General features: G+C 73.2%; 15 protein-coding genes. 5 read left to right on the top strand and 10 right to left on the bottom strand.

Translation table 11 applies throughout. The features are described 5' to 3' along the window. Nucleotides 1-1173: acyltransferase (locus tag Q2K20_RS01035; protein ID WP_317176528.1), on the bottom strand; the 1173-nt coding region annotated here is incomplete at its 3' end. Between the two features lie 103 nt (nt 1174-1276). Here Q2K20_RS01035 and Q2K20_RS01040 point away from each other — a divergent pair. Beyond that, a complete protein-coding gene (locus Q2K20_RS01040; protein ID WP_269504456.1) occupies nt 1277-2614 on the top strand; it encodes a DUF3068 domain-containing protein in 1338 nt (445 codons plus the stop codon). A gap of 245 nt (nt 2615-2859) precedes the next feature. On the opposite strand, the gene Q2K20_RS01045 is transcribed toward Q2K20_RS01040, so the two are convergent. Continuing rightward, nucleotides 2860-4080 (bottom strand): polysaccharide biosynthesis protein, encoded by a 1221-nt coding sequence (locus Q2K20_RS01045; protein ID WP_317176529.1) that lies wholly within the window; start codon nt 4078-4080, stop codon nt 2860-2862. A 105-nt stretch (nt 4081-4185) separates the two neighbouring features. Between Q2K20_RS01045 and Q2K20_RS01050 the strand changes: the two genes are divergently transcribed. Further along, nucleotides 4186-6165, top strand: coding sequence for a hypothetical protein (locus Q2K20_RS01050; protein WP_317176530.1), 1980 nt, complete (start codon nt 4186-4188; stop codon nt 6163-6165). On the opposite strand, the gene Q2K20_RS01055 is transcribed toward Q2K20_RS01050, so the two are convergent. Next, complete coding sequence (locus tag Q2K20_RS01055) at nt 6146-7366, bottom strand: glycosyltransferase family 4 protein (protein WP_317176531.1); 1221 nt, start codon at nt 7364-7366, stop codon at nt 6146-6148. The two genes, Q2K20_RS01050 and Q2K20_RS01055, sit on opposite strands and share 20 nt — an antisense overlap. 70 nt (nt 7367-7436) lie before the next feature. Between Q2K20_RS01055 and Q2K20_RS01060 the strand changes: the two genes are divergently transcribed. Then, nucleotides 7437-8255, top strand: coding sequence for a class I SAM-dependent methyltransferase (locus tag Q2K20_RS01060; protein WP_069389040.1), 819 nt, complete (start codon nt 7437-7439; stop codon nt 8253-8255). Between the two features lie 75 nt (nt 8256-8330). Then, the gene (locus Q2K20_RS01065) at nt 8331-9803 is read left to right on the top strand and encodes an aldehyde dehydrogenase (protein ID WP_069389042.1); all 1473 of its coding nucleotides are present in this window, start codon (nt 8331-8333) and stop codon (nt 9801-9803) included. Nucleotides 9804-9888: 85 nt separating this feature from the next. On the opposite strand, the gene Q2K20_RS01070 is transcribed toward Q2K20_RS01065, so the two are convergent. From Q2K20_RS01070 to Q2K20_RS01100, 7 genes are all read right to left on the bottom strand, one after another. Continuing rightward, nucleotides 9889-10551, bottom strand: a complete 663-nt coding sequence (locus tag Q2K20_RS01070; RefSeq protein WP_069389041.1) for a response regulator transcription factor — start codon at nt 10549-10551, stop codon at nt 9889-9891. Nucleotides 10552-10649: 98 nt separating this feature from the next. Beyond that, the gene (locus tag Q2K20_RS01075) at nt 10650-12227 is read right to left on the bottom strand and encodes a sensor histidine kinase (RefSeq protein WP_269529049.1); all 1578 of its coding nucleotides are present in this window, start codon (nt 12225-12227) and stop codon (nt 10650-10652) included. Then, the gene (locus Q2K20_RS01080; protein WP_317176532.1) at nt 12224-13081 is read right to left on the bottom strand and encodes a hypothetical protein; all 858 of its coding nucleotides are present in this window, start codon (nt 13079-13081) and stop codon (nt 12224-12226) included. Before Q2K20_RS01080 ends, Q2K20_RS01075 begins: the two co-directional genes overlap by 4 nt. Nucleotides 13082-13242: 161 nt before the next feature. Further along, a complete protein-coding gene (locus Q2K20_RS01085; protein ID WP_067715963.1) occupies nt 13243-15069 on the bottom strand; it encodes a phosphoenolpyruvate carboxykinase (GTP) in 1827 nt (608 codons plus the stop codon). A gap of 117 nt (nt 15070-15186) precedes the next feature. Continuing rightward, entirely contained in the window at nt 15187-15600 is a 414-nt protein-coding gene (locus Q2K20_RS01090) for a DUF6802 family protein (RefSeq protein ID WP_069389409.1), read from the bottom strand. Then, complete coding sequence (locus Q2K20_RS01095; RefSeq protein ID WP_313315106.1) at nt 15597-16925, bottom strand: hypothetical protein; 1329 nt, start codon at nt 16923-16925, stop codon at nt 15597-15599. Before Q2K20_RS01095 ends, Q2K20_RS01090 begins: the two co-directional genes overlap by 4 nt. Beyond that, entirely contained in the window at nt 16922-17635 is a 714-nt protein-coding gene (locus Q2K20_RS01100) for a hypothetical protein (protein ID WP_317176533.1), read from the bottom strand. The genes Q2K20_RS01095 and Q2K20_RS01100 overlap by 4 nt, the downstream gene beginning before the upstream one ends. A gap of 155 nt (nt 17636-17790) precedes the next feature. On the opposite strand from Q2K20_RS01100, the gene trmB reads away from it, so the two are divergent. Next, nucleotides 17791-18585, top strand: a complete 795-nt coding sequence (gene trmB, locus Q2K20_RS01105; protein ID WP_317176534.1) for a tRNA (guanosine(46)-N7)-methyltransferase TrmB — start codon at nt 17791-17793, stop codon at nt 18583-18585. The last annotated feature ends 33 nt before the right edge of the window (nt 18586-18618 follow it).

Here is an 18618-nt window from a genome sequence, read left to right on the forward strand (position 1 = left end):
CGCTGTCTTCGTTTTCCGGCACTCGTGGCTCCCACCGACACGTCTCCCCCACCCGCTCCCCTTCCCCTCCCCGCCCTCCTCCCGTCCGGAGGGGGCGTCCTCGTCCCTGGCCGGGCGCGGGGGGGTCGGGTGGCGCGCCGGCGGCTGAAACCGGCCCACCGCCATCGGCGGGGAAGTCCTGCGGCGCACCCCGGCGGTCTCGGGGGTCGCCCTCGTCGTTCTGCCCGCTCCGCGGGGGGTGGGTGACGCGCCGGCCGGGGCGAGCGCGGCCGGGGCCAGGAGGCAGAACGCCACCACGGCGCCGAGCGCCGTGCGGAGCGCGAACTCGGGGCCCGACGGATGCACGAAGCCCTCGGTGAACCACTGCGGCACCGTGCTCACCAGGAACGCCGCGGCCGCGACCGCCCACCACCCCCACCGTGCGTGGCGGTGGCGGGCCAGCGCCGCCGCCCGTCCGGGCGGGGCGCAGGCGAGTTCGGCCAGGATCATCCCCGCCGCGAACCACGACGCGAACGCCGGCGGCAGGATCTGGTCGTTGAGCCGGTCGTGCAGACCCAGCTCGTACCACGGCAGGAGCGCCCACCCCAGGCTCGCCACCCCCACGACCGCGATCGCCGGAATGCGCCACCGCGCCGCCCGCCCGCGCAGGCCCGCGAGCGCCCACCACAGCAACGGCAGCACCAGATAGAAGCTCATCTCCACGGACAGCGACCACGCGTGCGTGAGCCCCTCGACGAGGGAGTCCGGGACGTACACCTGGGTGAGCGTCAGGTTGGACGTCCATGTGCTGGCGGAGCTCCCTGCGTTCCGGGGGATCAGCAGGAACACCGCGGACACCAGGACGAGATACGCGGGCATAATCCGGACGAGTCGGGAGCGCAGATAGTCGCGGGCGGGCCGTGCGGTCCCCGTGCCTCCCCGGCGTGCGTGCAGGGCGTGCGCGCGCCACAGCAGGAAGCCCGAGAGCGCGAAGAACACGGCCACGGACAGGTCGAAGCGGCCCCAGACGCGGTTGAGGAACGACCCCGTCGAGGCCCCGGTCTGGAACGCGACATGGGTGGTGAGTACAGCGAACGCGGCGACCGCCCGGAGCCCCTCGAGCGCCGGCACGAAGCCCGTCGCGGAGGGCAGTGTCCCGACTCGGTGGTCGGGGGTGCCAAATGCGTTCTTCATCACTGTTAATCTTCTCCAGATGATGGTCCGGTCTGGCAGCCGGCCCGGGGACGTTACCCGGGCGTGACCACGGACCGAGGGCGCGACTCCAGGAGGACAACCGATGGCACGACAGAGCAGTTCCGCGGGACGGAGGTCGTCGGTGCCCGCGCTGGTCCTCGTCGGGCTCGGCGCATTCTTGATCACTATCGCACTGGCGCTCGTGTTCTTCGTGGTGCCGGCGCAGAAGAAGACCCCGCTGGACATCAATTCGACGACCGTCACCGAGGTCGCGCCGGGGGCGGTCCTCGTGGGCAGGGCACTGGCGGGCAACGCACCCACCGAGCTCAACGCGGACCGGCCCGAGTGCCGCCCCGAGGATGGGGCCGAGGCCGAGGCCGCGTCCGGGGACGAGGGAGAGGGCGACGCGCCCGAGGGTGAGGCGGTCGAGACCCAGGACGGCGCCGAGGCCGACGACTCCGAGGTGCAGTTCCCCGTCTCGTGCTTCATCGACAACGACATCCCCCTGTACTCGCAGCGTCGGGTGATGGCCGTCGAGCCGTCGGACGCCGACGTCATCACCCTGCAGGCCGCCCAGTCGTTGCTGCGCGAGGACATCGCGGGCGGCGACGAGGTCGAGTCCCTGATCAACGCCACCGTCGACCGCATCACGCTGGACCGCGTCACGGCGCAGCCGGTCGACGAGGCCACCAGCACCCTGCAGGTCGTCGCCGGCGGCGCCGACGACACCGCCCCCACGGGCTTCGTCCGCGAGGGTCTGCAGTACAAGTTCCCGTTCGACACCGAGCAGCGGGCCTACGACTACTTCGACGCCAGCACGTTCACCACCAACCCGATCGAGTTCGTCGGCGAGACGTCCGTCGGTGGGATCGAGGCCTACGAGTTCACCCAGGACCTCGGCCCGATCGACATGTGGTCCTCGATCCGCGACCACTTCGCCTCGATCTCCGACGGCTACGACCCCGCCGTGGAGTCGGTCCTGGCCAGCTACCGCCGCGAGGGCATGACCGCCGGCCAGTGGGGCCTCGAGGGCGACCCCAAGCGCGAGGTCGACATGCGGCGCTTCTACACCAACACCCGCACGGTGTACGTGAACCCGGCGACCGGCCAGATCATCAACGGCAAGGAGGACATCTTCCAGTTCTTCGCCGAGGACCAGGCCGAGGCCGACGCCTTCTTCTCCGACAAGGCCCGCCTGGAGGAGGAGAAAGCCGAGCCGACCCGCACGGCCGTCCGCTTCCAGTCCGGATGGAACGACGAGACCCAGGAGAGCACTCTGGCCGCGGCGCAGGACAGCGCGGACACGCTCAACACGTTCGGTCGTATCGTCCCGGCGGTGCTGGGCATCCTCGGCCTGCTCTCGCTGATCGGTGGCATAGTGCTGGGCCTGCGCGGGAGCCGCGGCGGCACCGGCGGACGGACCACCCGGACCCGCGCCTGACCTGTCAGACCCCGCGACCGCCGCGCGACCGTCGGGGACACCAAGCCGCCCCGCTCCCGCGATCTGTCCCTCGGATCGGGCGCTGCGAACCCGAGGCCGGCCTCGACGATCCCGCTCCGCCGGCCGCTCCGCCGGCCGCTTCGCCCATCGGATCACGCGCCACCTAGCGGATCCCGTAGGTGAGTCGCCAACGGATAGGCGACGTGGCTCGGCTCGAGGGCGCGGCCCGCTTCGGCGCCCTCGCCTCAGGCGGGGCGCACGCGCAGCGCCCGCCAGCCTGCGGCGACCGTGGTGAGGGCGACCGCGACGAGTGTCGCGCCCAGGACGCCCTCGACGCCGCGGGGCGCGAGCCACACCGCGACGGCGGTGAGCACCAGCCCGCACCAGGCGATCACGGCCTCCACCGTCCGGTCGGAGGCGATGCTCGCCAGCAGGAACGCCTGCAGCACGCTCAGTGTCACGCCCAGGGCGGCGAACGCCCACAGCAGTCCGGCGACGGGCCGGTAGGCCTCGCCGACGACCACCGGCACGAGCGGGGCGGCCGCGGCGGCACCGATCTCGACGACGGCACCGATGCCCAGCAGGACGCCCACCGCGGAACGGACCGCGCCCCGGTGCCCGGCCGGATCGGCCATCCGCGGGTAGAGGACGGTGCCCACGGCCTGGGGCAGCCAGAACGCGGCCTTGGCGGCGACCGCCCCGAGCGCGTAGCGGCCGGCGTCCCCCGGGGACAGCAGGGCACGTGCGAGGAGCAGGTCGACGGAGGTCAGGGCCATCATCACGAGCTGCACCTGACCGGCCGCGAGCACCGCCGCGACGCCGGGTGAGGGCGAGGAGGTCCCGGTCGGCGGTCGCCACGCCCCGGGCCCGAGTGTCGAGATCCACCCCGCCACCAGCCAGGCCACCGTCACGCCGACGGCCCCGGCCGCGAGCGCGAGCCCCACGCCCCCGCCCGCGGCGAGGACCGCGACGGCCGGCACCACCTTGCCGGCGCCGGCCAGGGCGAGCACTCCTCCGAGGGCGCGGAACCGTTCGGCGCCCTGCAGCACGCCCTGTTCGGTGGTGAGCAGACAGAGCACCGGGCCGGGGGCCAGCGCGGCGGCGGTGGCCAGGACGGGGGTGTCCAGCAGCAGCGACACCGGGACGACCGCCAGTGCGGCGACCACCGCGACCAGGAGCGCGACCCGTCTGCCGAGCGAGCGCAGGACCCCGTCCGGTACTCCGCGCACGTGGTCGCGGGCAACGACCGCCTGCAACGCCAGTGACGGAACGGCGACCAGCAGCTGCGCGGACAGCAGGGCGGCGAAGGCGCCGTAGCCCTCGGGCCCCAGCCACCGGGAGGCCGGTAGGTGCAGCAGGTAGGCGGCGATGTTGGCCAGCATCGACCCGGCCGTCACCGCCCCCGCGCCGGTCAGGAAGCGCCTGGTGGCGGTGCCGGGTGCCGCCTCGCGCGCCTGATGGTCCACACCGGGAATCGTAGGGGGCAGCCGCGGTGGCCCGGTGGCTGGCCGCCGGTGGCGCGGCCGCGCGGTGGCGGCCGGCCCCGCGCGCGGGCGTGGTGGAATGAGCGCATGTCGTCCGCTGTCGGTCCCCGTCGCGTGACCTTGCGATCCACCGGGAGGGACGCTGCGGTGGACGCGGCCGTGGGGGCGGTGGTGACCGCCCTGCTGCTGGCGGGGGTGGCGCGGCCCGGGTTCCCCCTGCTCAGGGACTGGGTGGCCACGCCGACACCGCCCCTGTCGGACGCCGCGCTCGGGCTGGGGGAGTCGGCGGCGCGGGCGGTGCCCCAGGACGTGGCGGTGGTGTGGGCGACCCGCGCGCTGCAGGCGGTGGGGTTGCCGGTGTGGCCGCTGACCGGCGTTCTCACCGCCGTGTTCTGCATCTGGTTGGCGGTGGCGGCGGGGGCGCTGGTGCGCCGGGTCCTGCCCGGCGACGCGGCCGCGGGGCTGTCCGGGCTCTGGCTGCGCCTGCCCGCCGTGGTGGGGGCGGTGTGGAACCCGTTCGTGGTGGAGCGGCTGCTGCAGGGGCACTGGTCCGTGCTGGCCGGGACGGCGGCGGTGATGTCGATGCCGGTGTTGTTGACCTCCTCCGGCGCCCTCGGTGGCGCGCCCGGTCGGCGCCGGGTGGCGGCGGCGTGCGCGGCGCTGGCCGCGGCGGGGCTCACGCCGACGGGCTGGGTCCTCGCGGTCGTCGCCGCGGCGGTGTCCCTGGTCAGCGGCGGTGCGGGTGGCGGTGACAGCGCCGGTGATAGTGCCGGCGCCGGTTCCGCCGCGCGGCCGGGCCGGCGCGCCTGTGCAGCGCTGGCGTTGGTCGCCACGGCCGTGGTGACCGCGCTGCCGTGGCTGCTCGCAACCGCGCTCGCCCCGGCCGGGACCGGCACCGCGCCGACCGCCGGCACGGGCGTGAGCGCGTTCGCCGCCCGCGCCGAGCCCGGCATCGGCACCTTCGGGTCCGTGGTCGCCCTGGGCGGAATCTGGAACTCGGAGGCGGTGCCGCCGTCGCGGTCAACGTGGTGGGCGGCCCTGGCGCTCGTGCTGCTGCTCGTCGTGTGGGCGGTGGCGGCGCGCGGGGTGTGGCGGGCGCGCCGCGATCCGGTGGTGCGGGCGACGGTACCGCTGGCGGTCGGGACGTGGCTGCTGGTGGCGGCCGCCGCGACGGGGCCGGGCCTGGCCGCGCTGGAGACCGTCGTCGCCGCGGTCCCCGGCGCGGGTCTGCTGCGCGACACCCAGAAGTTCGTCGCACTGGCGCTCCCGGCGACCGTGCTGGCGCTCGCCTTCGCCGCCCGCGAGCTGGCCGGGCGACTCCGACCGGCCGGGGCGGGCCTGCTGCTCACGGCGGTGGCCGTCGCCGCCGTCCCCGACGCCCCGCGCGCCCTGTGGGACCAGCTGCGGCCGGTCACCTACGGCCAGGACTGGGAGCAGGTGGCGCGGATCGTCGACGGGAGGCCCGGTGACCTGCTGGTCCTGCCGGCGGGGTCCTTCCGCTCGACGCCGTTGTGGGCGGGCGGCGCGGCGGTGCTCGATCCGGCGCCCCGACTGCTCGACACCCGCGTGCTGGTGCCCGGAGACCTGGTCGTCGGCGGGGCGGCCGGCGACGACGCGGCCGCGGTGCCGGGCGAGGGTGATCGCGCGAGGCGGGCCACCGAGGCGCTGCTGCGAGGGGACGATCCGAGCGTCCTGGCAGGGCTGGGGGTGCGGTGGGTGCTCGACGAGCGCACGTCCGCCGGCCCGCGCGGGCGGGCGGCTCAGACGCTGGCCGGGACACCGCAGGAGTCGACGACGACGAGGTTCACCGGCTCCGAACTCGTCCTGCACGAGCTGGCCGCGCCGAACGGGCCGGGTGGGGCGGATGCCCGATGGGAGGCCACCGCCGAGCCCGCCGCTCCGGCGTCGGCCCGCGGATGGGTGCTGGCGGCGCACGCGCTGTGGCTGCTCACGCTGGTCCTCGCCCTGGTCGTTGCCATGGCCGTCGCCGGGGTCTCTGCCTCGACCACCACGGCGCGCCGGGACGCGTACGCCGCGGGAGGTCCGGTCAGCCGGCCCGGCCGCTGATCACACCGCTCACGCGCCGGCCCTCGGTGACCGCCCGGAGGACCTGCGCCATCGCCGCTCCGGTGGCGGGCCAGGACAGTCCCGCAGCCTTGCGGCGGGCGGCCTCACCCATGCGTCCCCGCAGGTCGGGGTCCGCCAGGAGGCGATCGGTGGCCAGGGTCATGGCCGCGACATCGTCCACGAGGAGGCCCGTCTCGCCGTCGTCGATCGAGTCCCGTAGTCCCGCGGCGTGGTGGTAGCCGACGGTGGGCACCCCGTGCTGGGCGGCCTCGGACACCGCCAGGCCCCAGCCCTCCTTGCGGGAGGGCATGAGGTGCAGTGTGGCCCCGGCGAGGAGGCGGTGCTTGGTGGACTCGTCGACGTGCCCGTGGAACCGGACCGCGCCGGTGTCCGGGCCGTCCGGGTCGAGGAGCCCGCGCTCGGCGGCGTACCCACGGAGGCGGTCGGACCACCAGCCGCTGCCGATGACGTCCAGCACCAGGCCGGGCCTGCTCGCGCGCAGGGTGGCGACCACGTCGAGGGCGTCCTCGACGTGCTTGTGCGGCACCAGCCGGGACAGCACGATTAGCCGCGGGGCGGCGGTATCGGTGTCAGGGCTGGGGCCCTCTCGAGCGGCCGGCCCGCCCGGCTCGACGTCCGCCGGGAGCGGGTCGAGTCCGTTGCGCACCACGGCGATGCGCGCGGGGTCCACGCCGAGCCCGGCGAGTTCGTCCGCCGAGGGGAGCGACACGGTCACGTACTGACTGCGCGAGTGCACGCGCGGGGACAGCCACGACTCGATCCACCAGCCGATCCGCGCGACCAGCCACCCGGCCACCGGCCACTGTTCACGGTGGATGTGGTGGACCAGCACCACGACGGGCGCGGTGGTGGCGAGGCGGGAGAAGAAGGGGACGCCGTTCTGGGTGTCGACGACGACGTCGGGCCGCCGCAGGACACCGAGTGGCCCCAGTCCGATCCTGCCGAACAGGATCGCCAGCAGCGCGCGCGGATAGACGGTGAACCGCCCACCGGCCCGGCTGAACCGCACCCCGGCCCCGGTGGTGGCGGAGCGGGCCGCGCCCGGCGAGCGCGAGGTCCGGTAGACGACGGTGTGCCCGGCGCCGGCGAGGCCCTCGGCGACGTGCTCGAGGTAGCGTTCGCTGCCGCCGCCCTGGGGATGGGTGCTGTCGCGCCAGCACAGCAGCAGGATACGAGCCACGCGGACACTGTACGCGGGCGTCGGGACCGCCGACGGGGTGGTCAACGCTGCCGCCGGTATCGTCACCGCCGTGATCACCGATCCCGTCCACCGCTCGCCCGCCCTGCGCTCGGTGGCCCGCCGCGCCACCCTCGGTCGGTCGCTCGGATTGCTGCGTTCGTTCCCGCTCGAGCAGTCCGACCCGGACGTCTTCTACTCCGGTCTGGCCCGCGACACCGTCGAACTGGTGGCGGACCTGTGGGAGCGCGCCGGTGACCGGCCGGCCGGGCGGGGCCCCGGGTCCGACACCGGCCGCCTCCCGGGGCTGACGGTGCTGGACGTCGGCGGCGGGCCGGGTTACTTCTCCGACGCCTACGCCGCCGAGGGGGCGCGGTACGTGTCCGTCGAACCGGACGTGGGGGAGATGTCGGCGGCGGGCCTGGACCAGGCGGGCTCGATCCGCGGCAGCGGGATGTCGCTGCCGATTCGATCGGACTGCGTCGACGTGTGCATCTCCTCCAATGTGGCCGAACACGTCCCCGAGCCCTGGACGATGGCCGAGGAGATGTGTCGGGTCACGCGACCGGGCGGCCTCGTCGTCGTCTCCTACACGCTCTGGTACGGACCCTTCGGCGGCCACGAGATGGGACCCACCCACTACCTCGGTGGCGAGCGGGCGCGGCGGATGTACGAGCGTCGCCACGGCCGGCCGCCCAAGAACGTCTACGGCGAGTCCCTGTTCGAGGTGGGCTGCGCCGAGGGGCTCGACTGGGCACGCGACACCGGATCGGCCGAACTGGTCGCGGCGTTCCCGCGCTACCACCCACGGTGGGCGTGGGGGCTGGTGCGCGTGCCACTGGTCAGGGAGGTCCTGGTGTCCAACCTCGTGCTGGTGATGCGGGCCGGGTAGCTGCCCCACGGGGCGCCGTGGACTCGCTACAGTGAGGTGGAACACGTTCTTGTTTACTACCTCCCGGAGGTCCCCGTGGTCGTCGTCCATGACAAGCTCTTCTCCGGCACCCGCTGGACCGATCCCATCACCACCGGCGTCCTCGAGGTGACCTCGCCCGCCACCAATGCGGTCGTGGGTCGGGTCGCCGAGACCACCACCGAGGACCTGGACGAGATGATCAGCCAGGCGCGCGACTCGTTCGAGTCCGGCGTGTGGCGCTCCACCCCGCCCGCCGAGCGCGGCGCCCTGCTGGCCCGCGTGGCCGACATGCTCGAGGAGCGTCAGGCCGAGGTGTGCCAGATCCTCTCCGACGAGATGGGCACCCCGCCCGGCACCGCCGCCATGATCCAGGTGACGCCGACCCTCGGCGTGCTGCGGTACTACGCCCGCCTGGCCGAGACCTTCCCGTGGTCCGAGGTGCGGCACGGGGACTTCGGCGCGTCGGTCATCACCCGCCACCCCGTCGGCGTCGTCGCCGCCATCACCGCGTGGAACGTCCCGCTCTACCTCAACACCGCCAAACTGGCGCCCGCACTGCTGTCCGGCAGTTCGGTGATCCTCAAGCCGTCCTCGGCCACGCCGCTGTCCGCGCTGTGGCTGGCCGACCTGTTCCGTGAGGCCGGGCTGCCCGAGGGCGTGCTGTCCGTGGTGACCGGCCCCAGCTCCGTGGGCGACCACCTCGTCTCGCACGCGGACGTCGACAAGATCTCGTTCACCGGCTCCACCGGGGTCGGCAAGCACATCGCCGGGATCGCCGCCCAGAGCCTCACGCGCTGCTCGCTGGAGCTGGGGGGCAAGAGCGCCGCCATCGTGCTCGAGGACGCCGACATCGCCGCCAACGCCGGCACCATGGTCTTCTCCGCCCTGATGAACTCCGGGCAGGCGTGCGTGTCCCAGAACCGCATCCTCGCGCCGCGGTCGAGGTACGACGAGGTCGTCGAGGCGCTGGTGGAGAACGTCAAGGCCATGCCCGTGGGTGACCCGGCCGACGACGGCACCGCCTTCGGCCCGCTGGCCAACCACAAGCAGAAGGCGTCCGTCGAGGGCTACATCCGCAAGGGCGTCGAGGAGGGCGCGACCATCGCCTACGGGGGCGGCACGGTCGAGGGACTGCCCGAGGGTGTCGCCGAGGGTGCCTACGTGCAGCCGACCGTCTTCCGGGACGTCGACAACTCGATGACCATCGCCCAGGAGGAGATCTTCGGGCCGGTCCTGCAGGTCATCGCCTACGACACGGTCGACGAGGCAGTGCAGATCGCCAACGACTCCGAGTACGGCCTGGCCGGGGCCGTGTACTCCGCAGACCCGGATGCCGCGCTCGCCGTGGCCCAGCGGGTGCGCACCGGCACAATGGGCATCAACTGGTACGCCTTCGACCCGAGCGCGCCCTTCGGGGGGTTCAAGAACTCGGGCCTGGGTCGCGAGAACGGCCCCGAGGGGCTCGAGGCCTTCTGCGAGCTGCAGAGTGTGCTCATGCCGTTCGGTTGGGAGCCCGGCGAGGGCTGAGACCTCGACAGATGTGAAGACCCCCGGCCTCGGCCGGGGGTCTTCACACATCGGACGCGTCGGCGCGGCGCCGACCGGCCGGGTGTCACTCCACGCGGTAACCGACGCCGCGGACGGTCTGCACCTTGTTCTCGCCGATCTTGCGACGCAGGGAACGGATGTAGACGTTGACGATGTTGGAGCCCGGGTCGAAGTCCATGCCCCACACGCTCTCGAGCAGCTGCTCGCGACTGATGGTCTCGCCCTTGTTGCGCAGCAGCATCTCGAGCAGCGAGTACTCGCGGTTGGTCAGCTCCTGGATCCGGCCGTCCACCTCGACGCGGCGGGTGCGGATGTCCAGGCGCATGCCCGCGTGCTCGAGGATGCCCGGGTCCTCGGTGGCCTCGTACTCGCGCAGCCGCAGACGGATGCGGGCGAGCAACTCGGGCACGCGGAAGGGCTTGACCATGTAGTCGTTCGCGCCGGACTCCAGCCCCTCGACGGTGTTCGCCACACTGTCGCGGGCCGTGAGGATGATGACGGGTGCGGCGAACCCGCGGTCGCGGGCCTCGCGGAGGAGGGTCAGCCCGTCGGTGTCCGGCAGGCCGATGTCGAGCAACATCAGGTCGATGTCGGAGATCGTCGACAGGATCGCCTGGGCGCTCTCCCCGTCCACGGCCTCGAGTGCGGTGTACTCCGCGCCGCCGAGTGCCTTCACCAACACCGATCGGATGAGATCGTCATCCTCCACGACGAGAACATTCGTCATGCAACCCTCCTTCTCGAACCCGGAGTATCCCACGGGAAGACATTAGTTGGACGCTGCCCGGTCCCGTGTCCGCGGTTTCGTCCGGGACGTGCGCGGGATCAGCGCGTACCGCTGTCGCCCGACGCGACCGGCTCGGCGTCCCCGTCGTTGCGGGGCCGCTTTTCCGGTGGTGGTGCGATGAGGGGGACGACGATGCAGAACACCGCGCCCCCGCCCTCGGCGTTGAACGCGAACGCACGTCCCCCGTGCGCCTTGGCGATGGTGGAGACGATGGCCAGACCGAGGCCGGTGCCGCCCCGGCCGTCGCGGAGCTGGCCGCGCGCGGTGTGGAAACGCTGGAAGATGCTCTCCTCTTCCCCGGGCGGGATCCCCGGTCCGCTGTCGCGGACCCACCACAGGAGCCGTCGGCGGTAGTCCTCCCGCTTGGGCGACGGGGCGACGGGCCCCGCGGCGAACCCGTCGGGCACGGTGGGATCCCCCGGCTCGATGATCCGGCACCCGATCTCGATGGTGTCGCCGGGGCCGGTGAAGCGGACGGCATTGGAGCAGAACTGCATGAGTGCCTGCGTGATGCGGTGCTGGTCGAGTCGGGCCACGCCCTCGGCGTAGGGGAGCACCCGCCAGTCACGGTCGGCGATCACGTCGATCTTCGCCTCGACGTCCAGCACGAGTTCGGCGACGTCGGTCGGGACGGTCCGGAGGAAGTCGGGACGGTCGGCCCTGGCGAGGGTGAGCAGGTCCTCCACGATGCGGGTCATCCGCGACAGCTCGTCCTGCATGAGGCGGGTGGCCTCGGCACGCCCGTCGGGGTCGTCGGGCATGAGGTCGAGGTTGCCCTGCACGACGGTCAGGGGCGTCCGCAGTTCGTGCCCGGCATCGTCGAGGAACTCCCGCTGGGTCCGGTAGGCCTCCTCGACGCGTTCGAGCATGGCGTTGACCGTGTCGGCGAGTGAGACGATCTCGTCGGGTCCGTCGGAGGGGACGCGCCTCGACAGGTCGGCGGCGGAGATGGTCTCGGCGGCCTCGCGGATACGGCGCACCGGCACGAGCATCCGCCCGGCGATCCACCACGCGAGTACCGCACTGACGACCATGCCTCCGGCGCTGGCCCAGCGCATGTAGAACACGACGCGCCGTGTCTCCTGGTGGGTGCCCCGGTCGTTGACGGCGACGACGATGTTGGCCAGCCCGGCGGGGCTCTCGACCGTGGTCTTGCGCCACCGCACCGAGCCGTCGAGGATCCCCGAACTCTCGGTGGAGACCAGGCCGATCCGTTGGATCTGTGAGCGTATCGCCGGCGGGAAGAGCTGGTCCTCCTCGGGCCCGTACCGGGAGAGCGTGAACTGGGTGCCCGACTCGGTGGCCGTCCCGACCAGCAGCAGCTCCGAGGACGGGTACTGCTGGGCGAGGTACGCCCGGATCAATTGCTCGACCGTGGGGTTCTCCGACTCGAAGGACGGCAGGATCCCGGCCGTCATGAAGGTCGTGAAGTCGGCGGCCTCCCGGTTGAGCCGCGAGTCCATCACCCGTTCGGTGCTGAGGTTCAGCAGCTGGAACGTGAACACCATCATCGCCGCGAACACGGCGGCGGTGATCAACGTGATGCCGAGGGTGATGCGGAGCCGGGCGGAGTGCCACCAACGGATCGGGGCCGACGTCCGTATCGAGGCGTTCACCTCGGCATCGGGTGGTCGTCGCCGGACGCTCTCGGGCTGGACACCGTCGGGCTCGCCTCCGTCGTGCCCGCCTCCGTCGTGCCCGCCCCCTGCGAGGTCGTCACCGGCCCGCTCGCGGCACGGTCCCCCACGGGAGGTCGGCCGAGCACCGGAGCGCCGCCGGCGGGCGACCGACCCGCGTGTGGGGGAGGCCCGGTCTCGTCGGCATGGGCCGGTCGGCCGGTCTCTCCGGCGTGGGGCGGGGGCCCGGGCAGCGGGCCACCTGCTGCGGGCGGTCCGGGAACGGACACGGGAGGCCGACCGGCATCGGGCGCCGGTACGGCGGGACGGCCGCCCGGCCCGCGGTCGTCAGGCGTGTCGCCTCGATCGACCCCGCCCTCGGAGTGGGGTTCGAAGGTCACCGGCTGGTCGTCCGCCCCGGAGCCGGGACCGGGGCCCGTCGTGGGGTCGCGGGGCACGAGGTCGTCCCGGACCCGGTCCGGGCCCTGCCCGGCGCGCGGACCGACGGTGTCCGCGGGAGCAACCCGGCCGTCGACCTGCGGGGGAAGCGGTGCCAGCGGCACGGAGGGCACCGTCAACAGCGAGAGGAACGACGGGATCGGCTCCGGTACGGGCAGGGCCGACCTGCCGTCGATCACCGTGAGGAACGGCTTGATCCCCTCGATGGCGGTGCCCGCGTACTCCTCGTCGACGGCCGGGGACGCGTCCGTCGACTCGCCGGTGATCCCGGCGGTGGCGGTCGGCCCGGCAGGAACGGACGTCGGGGCGGGGAGCCCGAAACCGGCCACGGCGGCTGCTGCGACGCCGCTCGCCACGATGGGAAGCGCGATGAGGCCGATCACGCTGGCTCTCATGCCCCTCCTTCCGGGCGGGAACGCTGTTGCCCGCACAGCCAGTAACTGTGACATCAACAAGGGCAGTAGTACAGGGCTTCGCCCAGATTGTAGAGGCGGACGGGCCACACCGGGGAATGGTGTGGCCCGTCCGCGTGGGTCTTTCCGTGCAGGTGCCGGTGTCAGCCGAGCCGCTCCTTGAGGGCGGCGAACTGCTCGTGGACCTCGGCCGGGACCTTGGGTCCGCAGAACTCGAGCCACTCGGTGATGAGCGGCAGCTCGCGGCGCCACTCCTCGGGGTCGACGGCCAGGGCGGCCTCGACGTCCTCGATCGGGGTGTCCAGGCCGGTCATGTCGATGTCCGCGGCGCGGGCGGTGATGCCGGCGGCGGTCTCGTCACCCTCCACGCGACCCTCGATGCGGTCCACGACCCACTTGAGCACGCGGCTGTTCTCGCCGAAGCCGGGCCACACGAAGCGGCCGTCGGCGCCCTTGCGGAACCAGTTGACGAGGAAGATCTTGGGCATCTTGTCGCCGCCCCGGGCGCCCATGTCGACCCAGTGCTGGAAGTACTCGCCGACGTTGTAGCCCACGAACGGCAGCATGGCCATGGGGTCGCGACGCACCGCGCCGACCTGCCCCTCCGCGGCAGCGGTCTGCCCGGAGGACAGGGTCGCGCCGATGTACACGCCGTGGTTCCACGAGTAGGCCTCGCTGACCAGCGGGACCGTGTCGGCGCGGCGACCGCCGAAGAGGATGGCCGAGATCGGCACGCCCTCGGGCGAGTTGAACTCCGGCGCGGTGACCGGGCACTGGTTGATCGGGACGCAGTAGCGCGAGTTGGGGTGCGCGGCGTTGCCGGCCTTGCCGTCGCCCTCCGGGGTCCAGTCGTTGCCCAGCCAGTCGATGAGGTGGTCCGGGGTGCCCTCGAGGTCCTCCCACCACACGTCACCGTCGTCGGTCAGCGCCACGTTGGTGTAGATGGCGTTGCCCGGCTCCAGCGTCTTCATGGCGTTGGGGTTGGACGAGTAGTTGGTGCCCGGGGCGACGCCGAAGAAGCCGTACTCCGGGTTGACGGCGTAGAGCCGGCCGTCGGCGCCGAAGCGCATCCACGCGATGTCGTCACCCACGACCTCCGCGCGCCAGCCCTCGATGGTGGGCTGCAGCATCGCGAGGTTGGTCTTGCCGCAGGCGGACGGGAAGGCCGCGGCGATGAAGTGGACCTCGTCGGCGGGGGAGATGAGCTTGAGGATGAGCATGTGCTCGGCCATCCAGCCCTCGTCGCGGGCCATGGCGGAGGCGATGCGCAGCGCGAAGCACTTCTTGCCCAGCAGGGCGTTTCCGCCGTAGCCGGACCCGAACGACCAGATCTCGCGGGTCTCGGGGAAGTGGGTGATGTACTTCTCCTCGTTGCACGGCCAGGGCACGTCCTGCTCGCCCTCGGCGAGCGGGGCACCCACGGAGTGCAGGCCCTTGACGTACTCGCCGTCCGTGCCGATCTTCGCCAGGGCCGCCGAGCCCATGCGGGTCATGATCTTCATCGAGACCACCACGTACGCCGAGTCGGTCAGCTCGATGCCGAGCTTGGGGTCCTCCGCCTCCAGCGGGCCCATGCAGTACGGCACGACGTACATCGTGCGGCCCCGCATGCTGCCGCGGAACAGTCCGGTCATGTGCTCGCGCATCTCGGCCGGGTCGCGCCAGTTGTTGGTGGGGCCGGCGCCCTCCTCGGTCTCCGAGCAGATGAAGGTCCGCGACTCGACGCGGGCGACGTCCTTCGGGTCCGACTGGGCCAGGAAGGAGTTCGGCTTCTTCTCCTCGTTGAGCTTGACGAAGGTCCCGGCCTCCACCATCTCGGTCGTGAGGCGATCCCACTCAGCGTCGGAGCCGTCGGCGAAGACGACCCGGTCCGGCTGGGTGAGCTCGGCGACCTCGGCGATCCACGCGAGCAACTCCGCGTGATCGGTTGGTGCCTGACCCTCGAGGCCGGGAATGGTGGTGGTGGTCATCACAGCTCCTCGCGCGTGGTGCATGGTGTTAGTCACAGAGTATCGTCAAGCGTTGTCGACTGCTCAGTCGCAGCCCCCTTTGCACACCCGGACATGAGGGATTCCTCAGGTCGCCGGTCAGATGTGGCCGTGGTCGATGCGTTCCCACCGGGCGGGCGACGGGAAGTCGCCGGTCGTGTCCCCGCGAGCCTCGTTCGTGAATCCCCCGAAGGGCACGCCCTCCGCGGGGTTCGCCAGCCGCCATGAGTCGTAGCTGCCGTCGAACCGCACGGTCGAGACGTGGTCGACGGTCCCGTCACCGTCGGCGTCGGTGTACACGGTCAGCCCCCGATCGTCGCCGAGGGTGACCGCCTCCATGAAGCCGTCCCCGTCGAGGTCCGCCTCGGGGGAGCCGAGGTCGAGGACGTCCTCGCCCACGGGCACGTGCAGTCCCAGCGACGAGGGTTCGGCCAGCGGGGCGTCCTGGAGGCCGCACACGTCGGGCGCCGGGTGGTGATCGAAGGAGTCCGCACCGAACAGCGGATCGGTCATGAGGGACTCCCTGTCGTGGGGGCCGGCGGGGCGGTCTGTCCCGCGCGGGTGGCTCGGATGCGGCGTTCGAGGTCGGCGACCCGGGGGCCGGGATCGTGGGCGAAGCCGTCGGTGATGGTGGCCTCCGCGGCGAGGATCCTCGAGCCGAGTGACTGCTCGGCATCGGCCCGCAGCGCCGCGAGCCTGTCGGCCACGGCCGCGACGGTGTGGGTGCGCAGCGCCTGCGTGCGGCGGACGGTGACGGTGATCCACCCCAGCACCAGCCCGCACAGGAGGGCGAGCGGGATGACCACCGCCGCGACGCCGGGGATCTCGGCGAGCGGGGACAGCAGCATGCGTCCCACCCCGGTCCCGCCGGCGGCGCCCATGATCATGACGAGCAGTTCCTCGCCCGTGTTGCGCGGCGGTCGACCCGGGGCGATGCCGCTGGTGGGCGGGGGGATGCGGGGACCCGCCGGCGCGGCGGCGCCGAGATGCCGGGCCACGAGGGCGTCGGCGCGGAGGTCTGCGCGGGCGATGGTGCCCGCCACCGCGGAGTCGGCATCGGCGGCGAGCTGGTGGACCAGCGCGTCGACTCGGGAGCGGGGGGCCGCGGCGAGCTCCTCGCGCGCCCGCCCACCGAGGTCGCGCACCGATCGGTGGAGATCCTGGATGACCTGCATGCGCAGCGCCTGGACGTCCTGCCGCAGCGCCTGAGAACGGGTGGTGATGGCCTCGGTGCGACGGGCGAGGAGCCAGTCGACGGTCGCGACGGCCGGATCCGGTGGCGGCGCTCCGCCGGGGCCGGGGCGCGCGGTGGGCGGACGGCGGCCGCTGGAGACGAGGGCGGCGACGGCGGCGAGCAGGGCGGCCGGGGCCCCGGGGCGACTGGCGTCGACCACGTGGACCGGCGCCGTCACGCCCACCTCGGCCAGTCGCCGGGTGGTGACGTCGACCGTCTCCGACAAGCCCTCGGCCGTGCACTGGCCGGCGCGCCCGGCCAGGGCGACCGCCATCGGCAGTCGGGAGGCGACGCCGCGCGCGACCTCGACGTCGTCGGGGCGCACCGGACAGACGGCGTCGACGACGAGGACAGCGGCGTCCGGCCGGTCCTCGGGTGCCGCGTCGACGAGCACACGGATCCGGGCCCCGCCATCGACGGCCGGGCCCGCGGCCGAGGTCAGCGCCTCGGCGACGGCGGGCGCGGCGGAGTCCCGTGCGCCCAGGACCGCGATCGTCAGGTCACGGGGTGGGGAGTCGCGGGGCGGAGAGTCACGGGGCGGAGAGTCACGGGGCGGAGAGTCACGGGGCGGAGAGTCACGGAGCGGTGCGGGTGCGGCGGTCACGACGGGCCCGATCCCGCGAGGACGCAGAGGGCGGCCTCCGCGAGGTCGCCCACCTCGTCGTGGACCGCGAGGCGTTCCAGTTCCGCCTCGAGACGGGCCACCCGGACCGTCGCCAGGGCGTCCAGGGCGCGCTCGAGGAAGGACACGACGCCGTCAACTGACCGGTGCCCCGGCTCGCGCGCATCCACGGCGGGCAGCCCACGGGCCCACCGCGGCAGGACCTCGTCGTCGTCGGATTCGCCGCCGTCGGTGCCACCGTCGGCGCCCCCGCCACCGACACCCGTGGCCACCACCAACAGGGCGTGCCGGCGCGGGCGCCGCACCCACGCCTCCTCGTGGCGGCAGGGGGCGGTGCGCAGGCACACGATCTCCACATCGGGCGTCGTCGTGGCCGGCGCGCCGGGAGCGGCGAGCACGTCGAGGTCGTCGACCTGCGCCCGCCACCCGCGCCGCGCCCGCAGCGCCGCGGCCAGGGTGCGGCGCCCCGACCCCAGGCCGCCGCGGATCCGGATGTCGACGGGCGCGTCGAAACGCGCGAGGGCCTCCTCCACCGGGCCGTACGCACCAGGGTCGTACTCGACAGGGCCGACGGCGGGGTCGACCGACCGTCCGGAGCGTTCCCGGGCGGAGGAGAGCAGGCGTCGGACGCGCACGGCGGGATCCGGGCTCTCGGGTCGCACCGGGGCCTGGGGCTCGGTGTCGTGGGTCACGGTCGGCACGCGATAATCGTGACGTGGGGACCTGCCCGCGGCAAGACCTTCCCCCAGGCAGGGTCACCCGCGCGGCGCGGCGAGCGGCCCCGCGGCACGGGCGGGGACGTCGGTCGGATTCGTAACCCGACCACGGATTACGGGATGATGGCCGGGTGAACCAGAGCGAGAACCCCGCCCCGGCGGCTGACGGGACCCCGGACGACGGTGTCACTCCCGACGACGGTGCCACTCCGGACGACGGTGCCACTCCCGACGACAGCGCCCGCCTGTTCCCCCGGGTGACGGCCTACCGGTTCCGGCGCGGAACCCTGCGGCCGGGCCAGCAGCGCAACTGGGAGGCACACTGGCCCACCTACGGGCGCAACGTCTCCGACGAGATCGTGGACCCGGAGCAGATGTTCGGGCGCCGCGCACCGTTGATCGTGGAGATCGGGTCCGGGACCGGGACCTCGACCGCCGCGATGGCCGCCGCCGAGCCGGACGTCGACGTGATCGCCGTGGAGGTCTACCAGCCCGGACTGGCCCAGCTGCTGGGCATGGTCCTGCGCGAGGGGCTCGAGAACGTGCGCATGATCCGCGGCGACGGCGTGGACGTGCTCACCAACATGATCGCGCCGGCGAGCCTGACCGGGGTCCGCGTGTTCTTCCCCGACCCCTGGCCCAAGGCCCGCCACCACAAGCGGCGGCTGCTGCAGTCCGGCACCTTCGAGCTCATCGCCTCACGCCTGGCGCCCGGCGGCGTGTTGCACGTGGCCACGGACCACGCCGACTACGCCGAGTGGATCGGCGAGACCGGCGACGCCGAGCCCGCGCTGAGACGGCTGGACCCCGCGACCGACCTCGGGCACGTACCGTTCAGTCTTGACAGACCCGTGACGAAGTTCGAGGGCAAGGGGCTGCAGGAGGAGCGAGTGATCAACGAATTCCTCTGGCGTCGTACGAACTGACGCCCTTCTCCACAGCCCCCGAACGACGACGAC

It is taken from the genome of Dietzia sp. IN118 (assembly GCF_032905965.1).
Lineage (GTDB): Bacteria > Actinomycetota > Actinomycetes > Mycobacteriales > Mycobacteriaceae > Dietzia > Dietzia kunjamensis.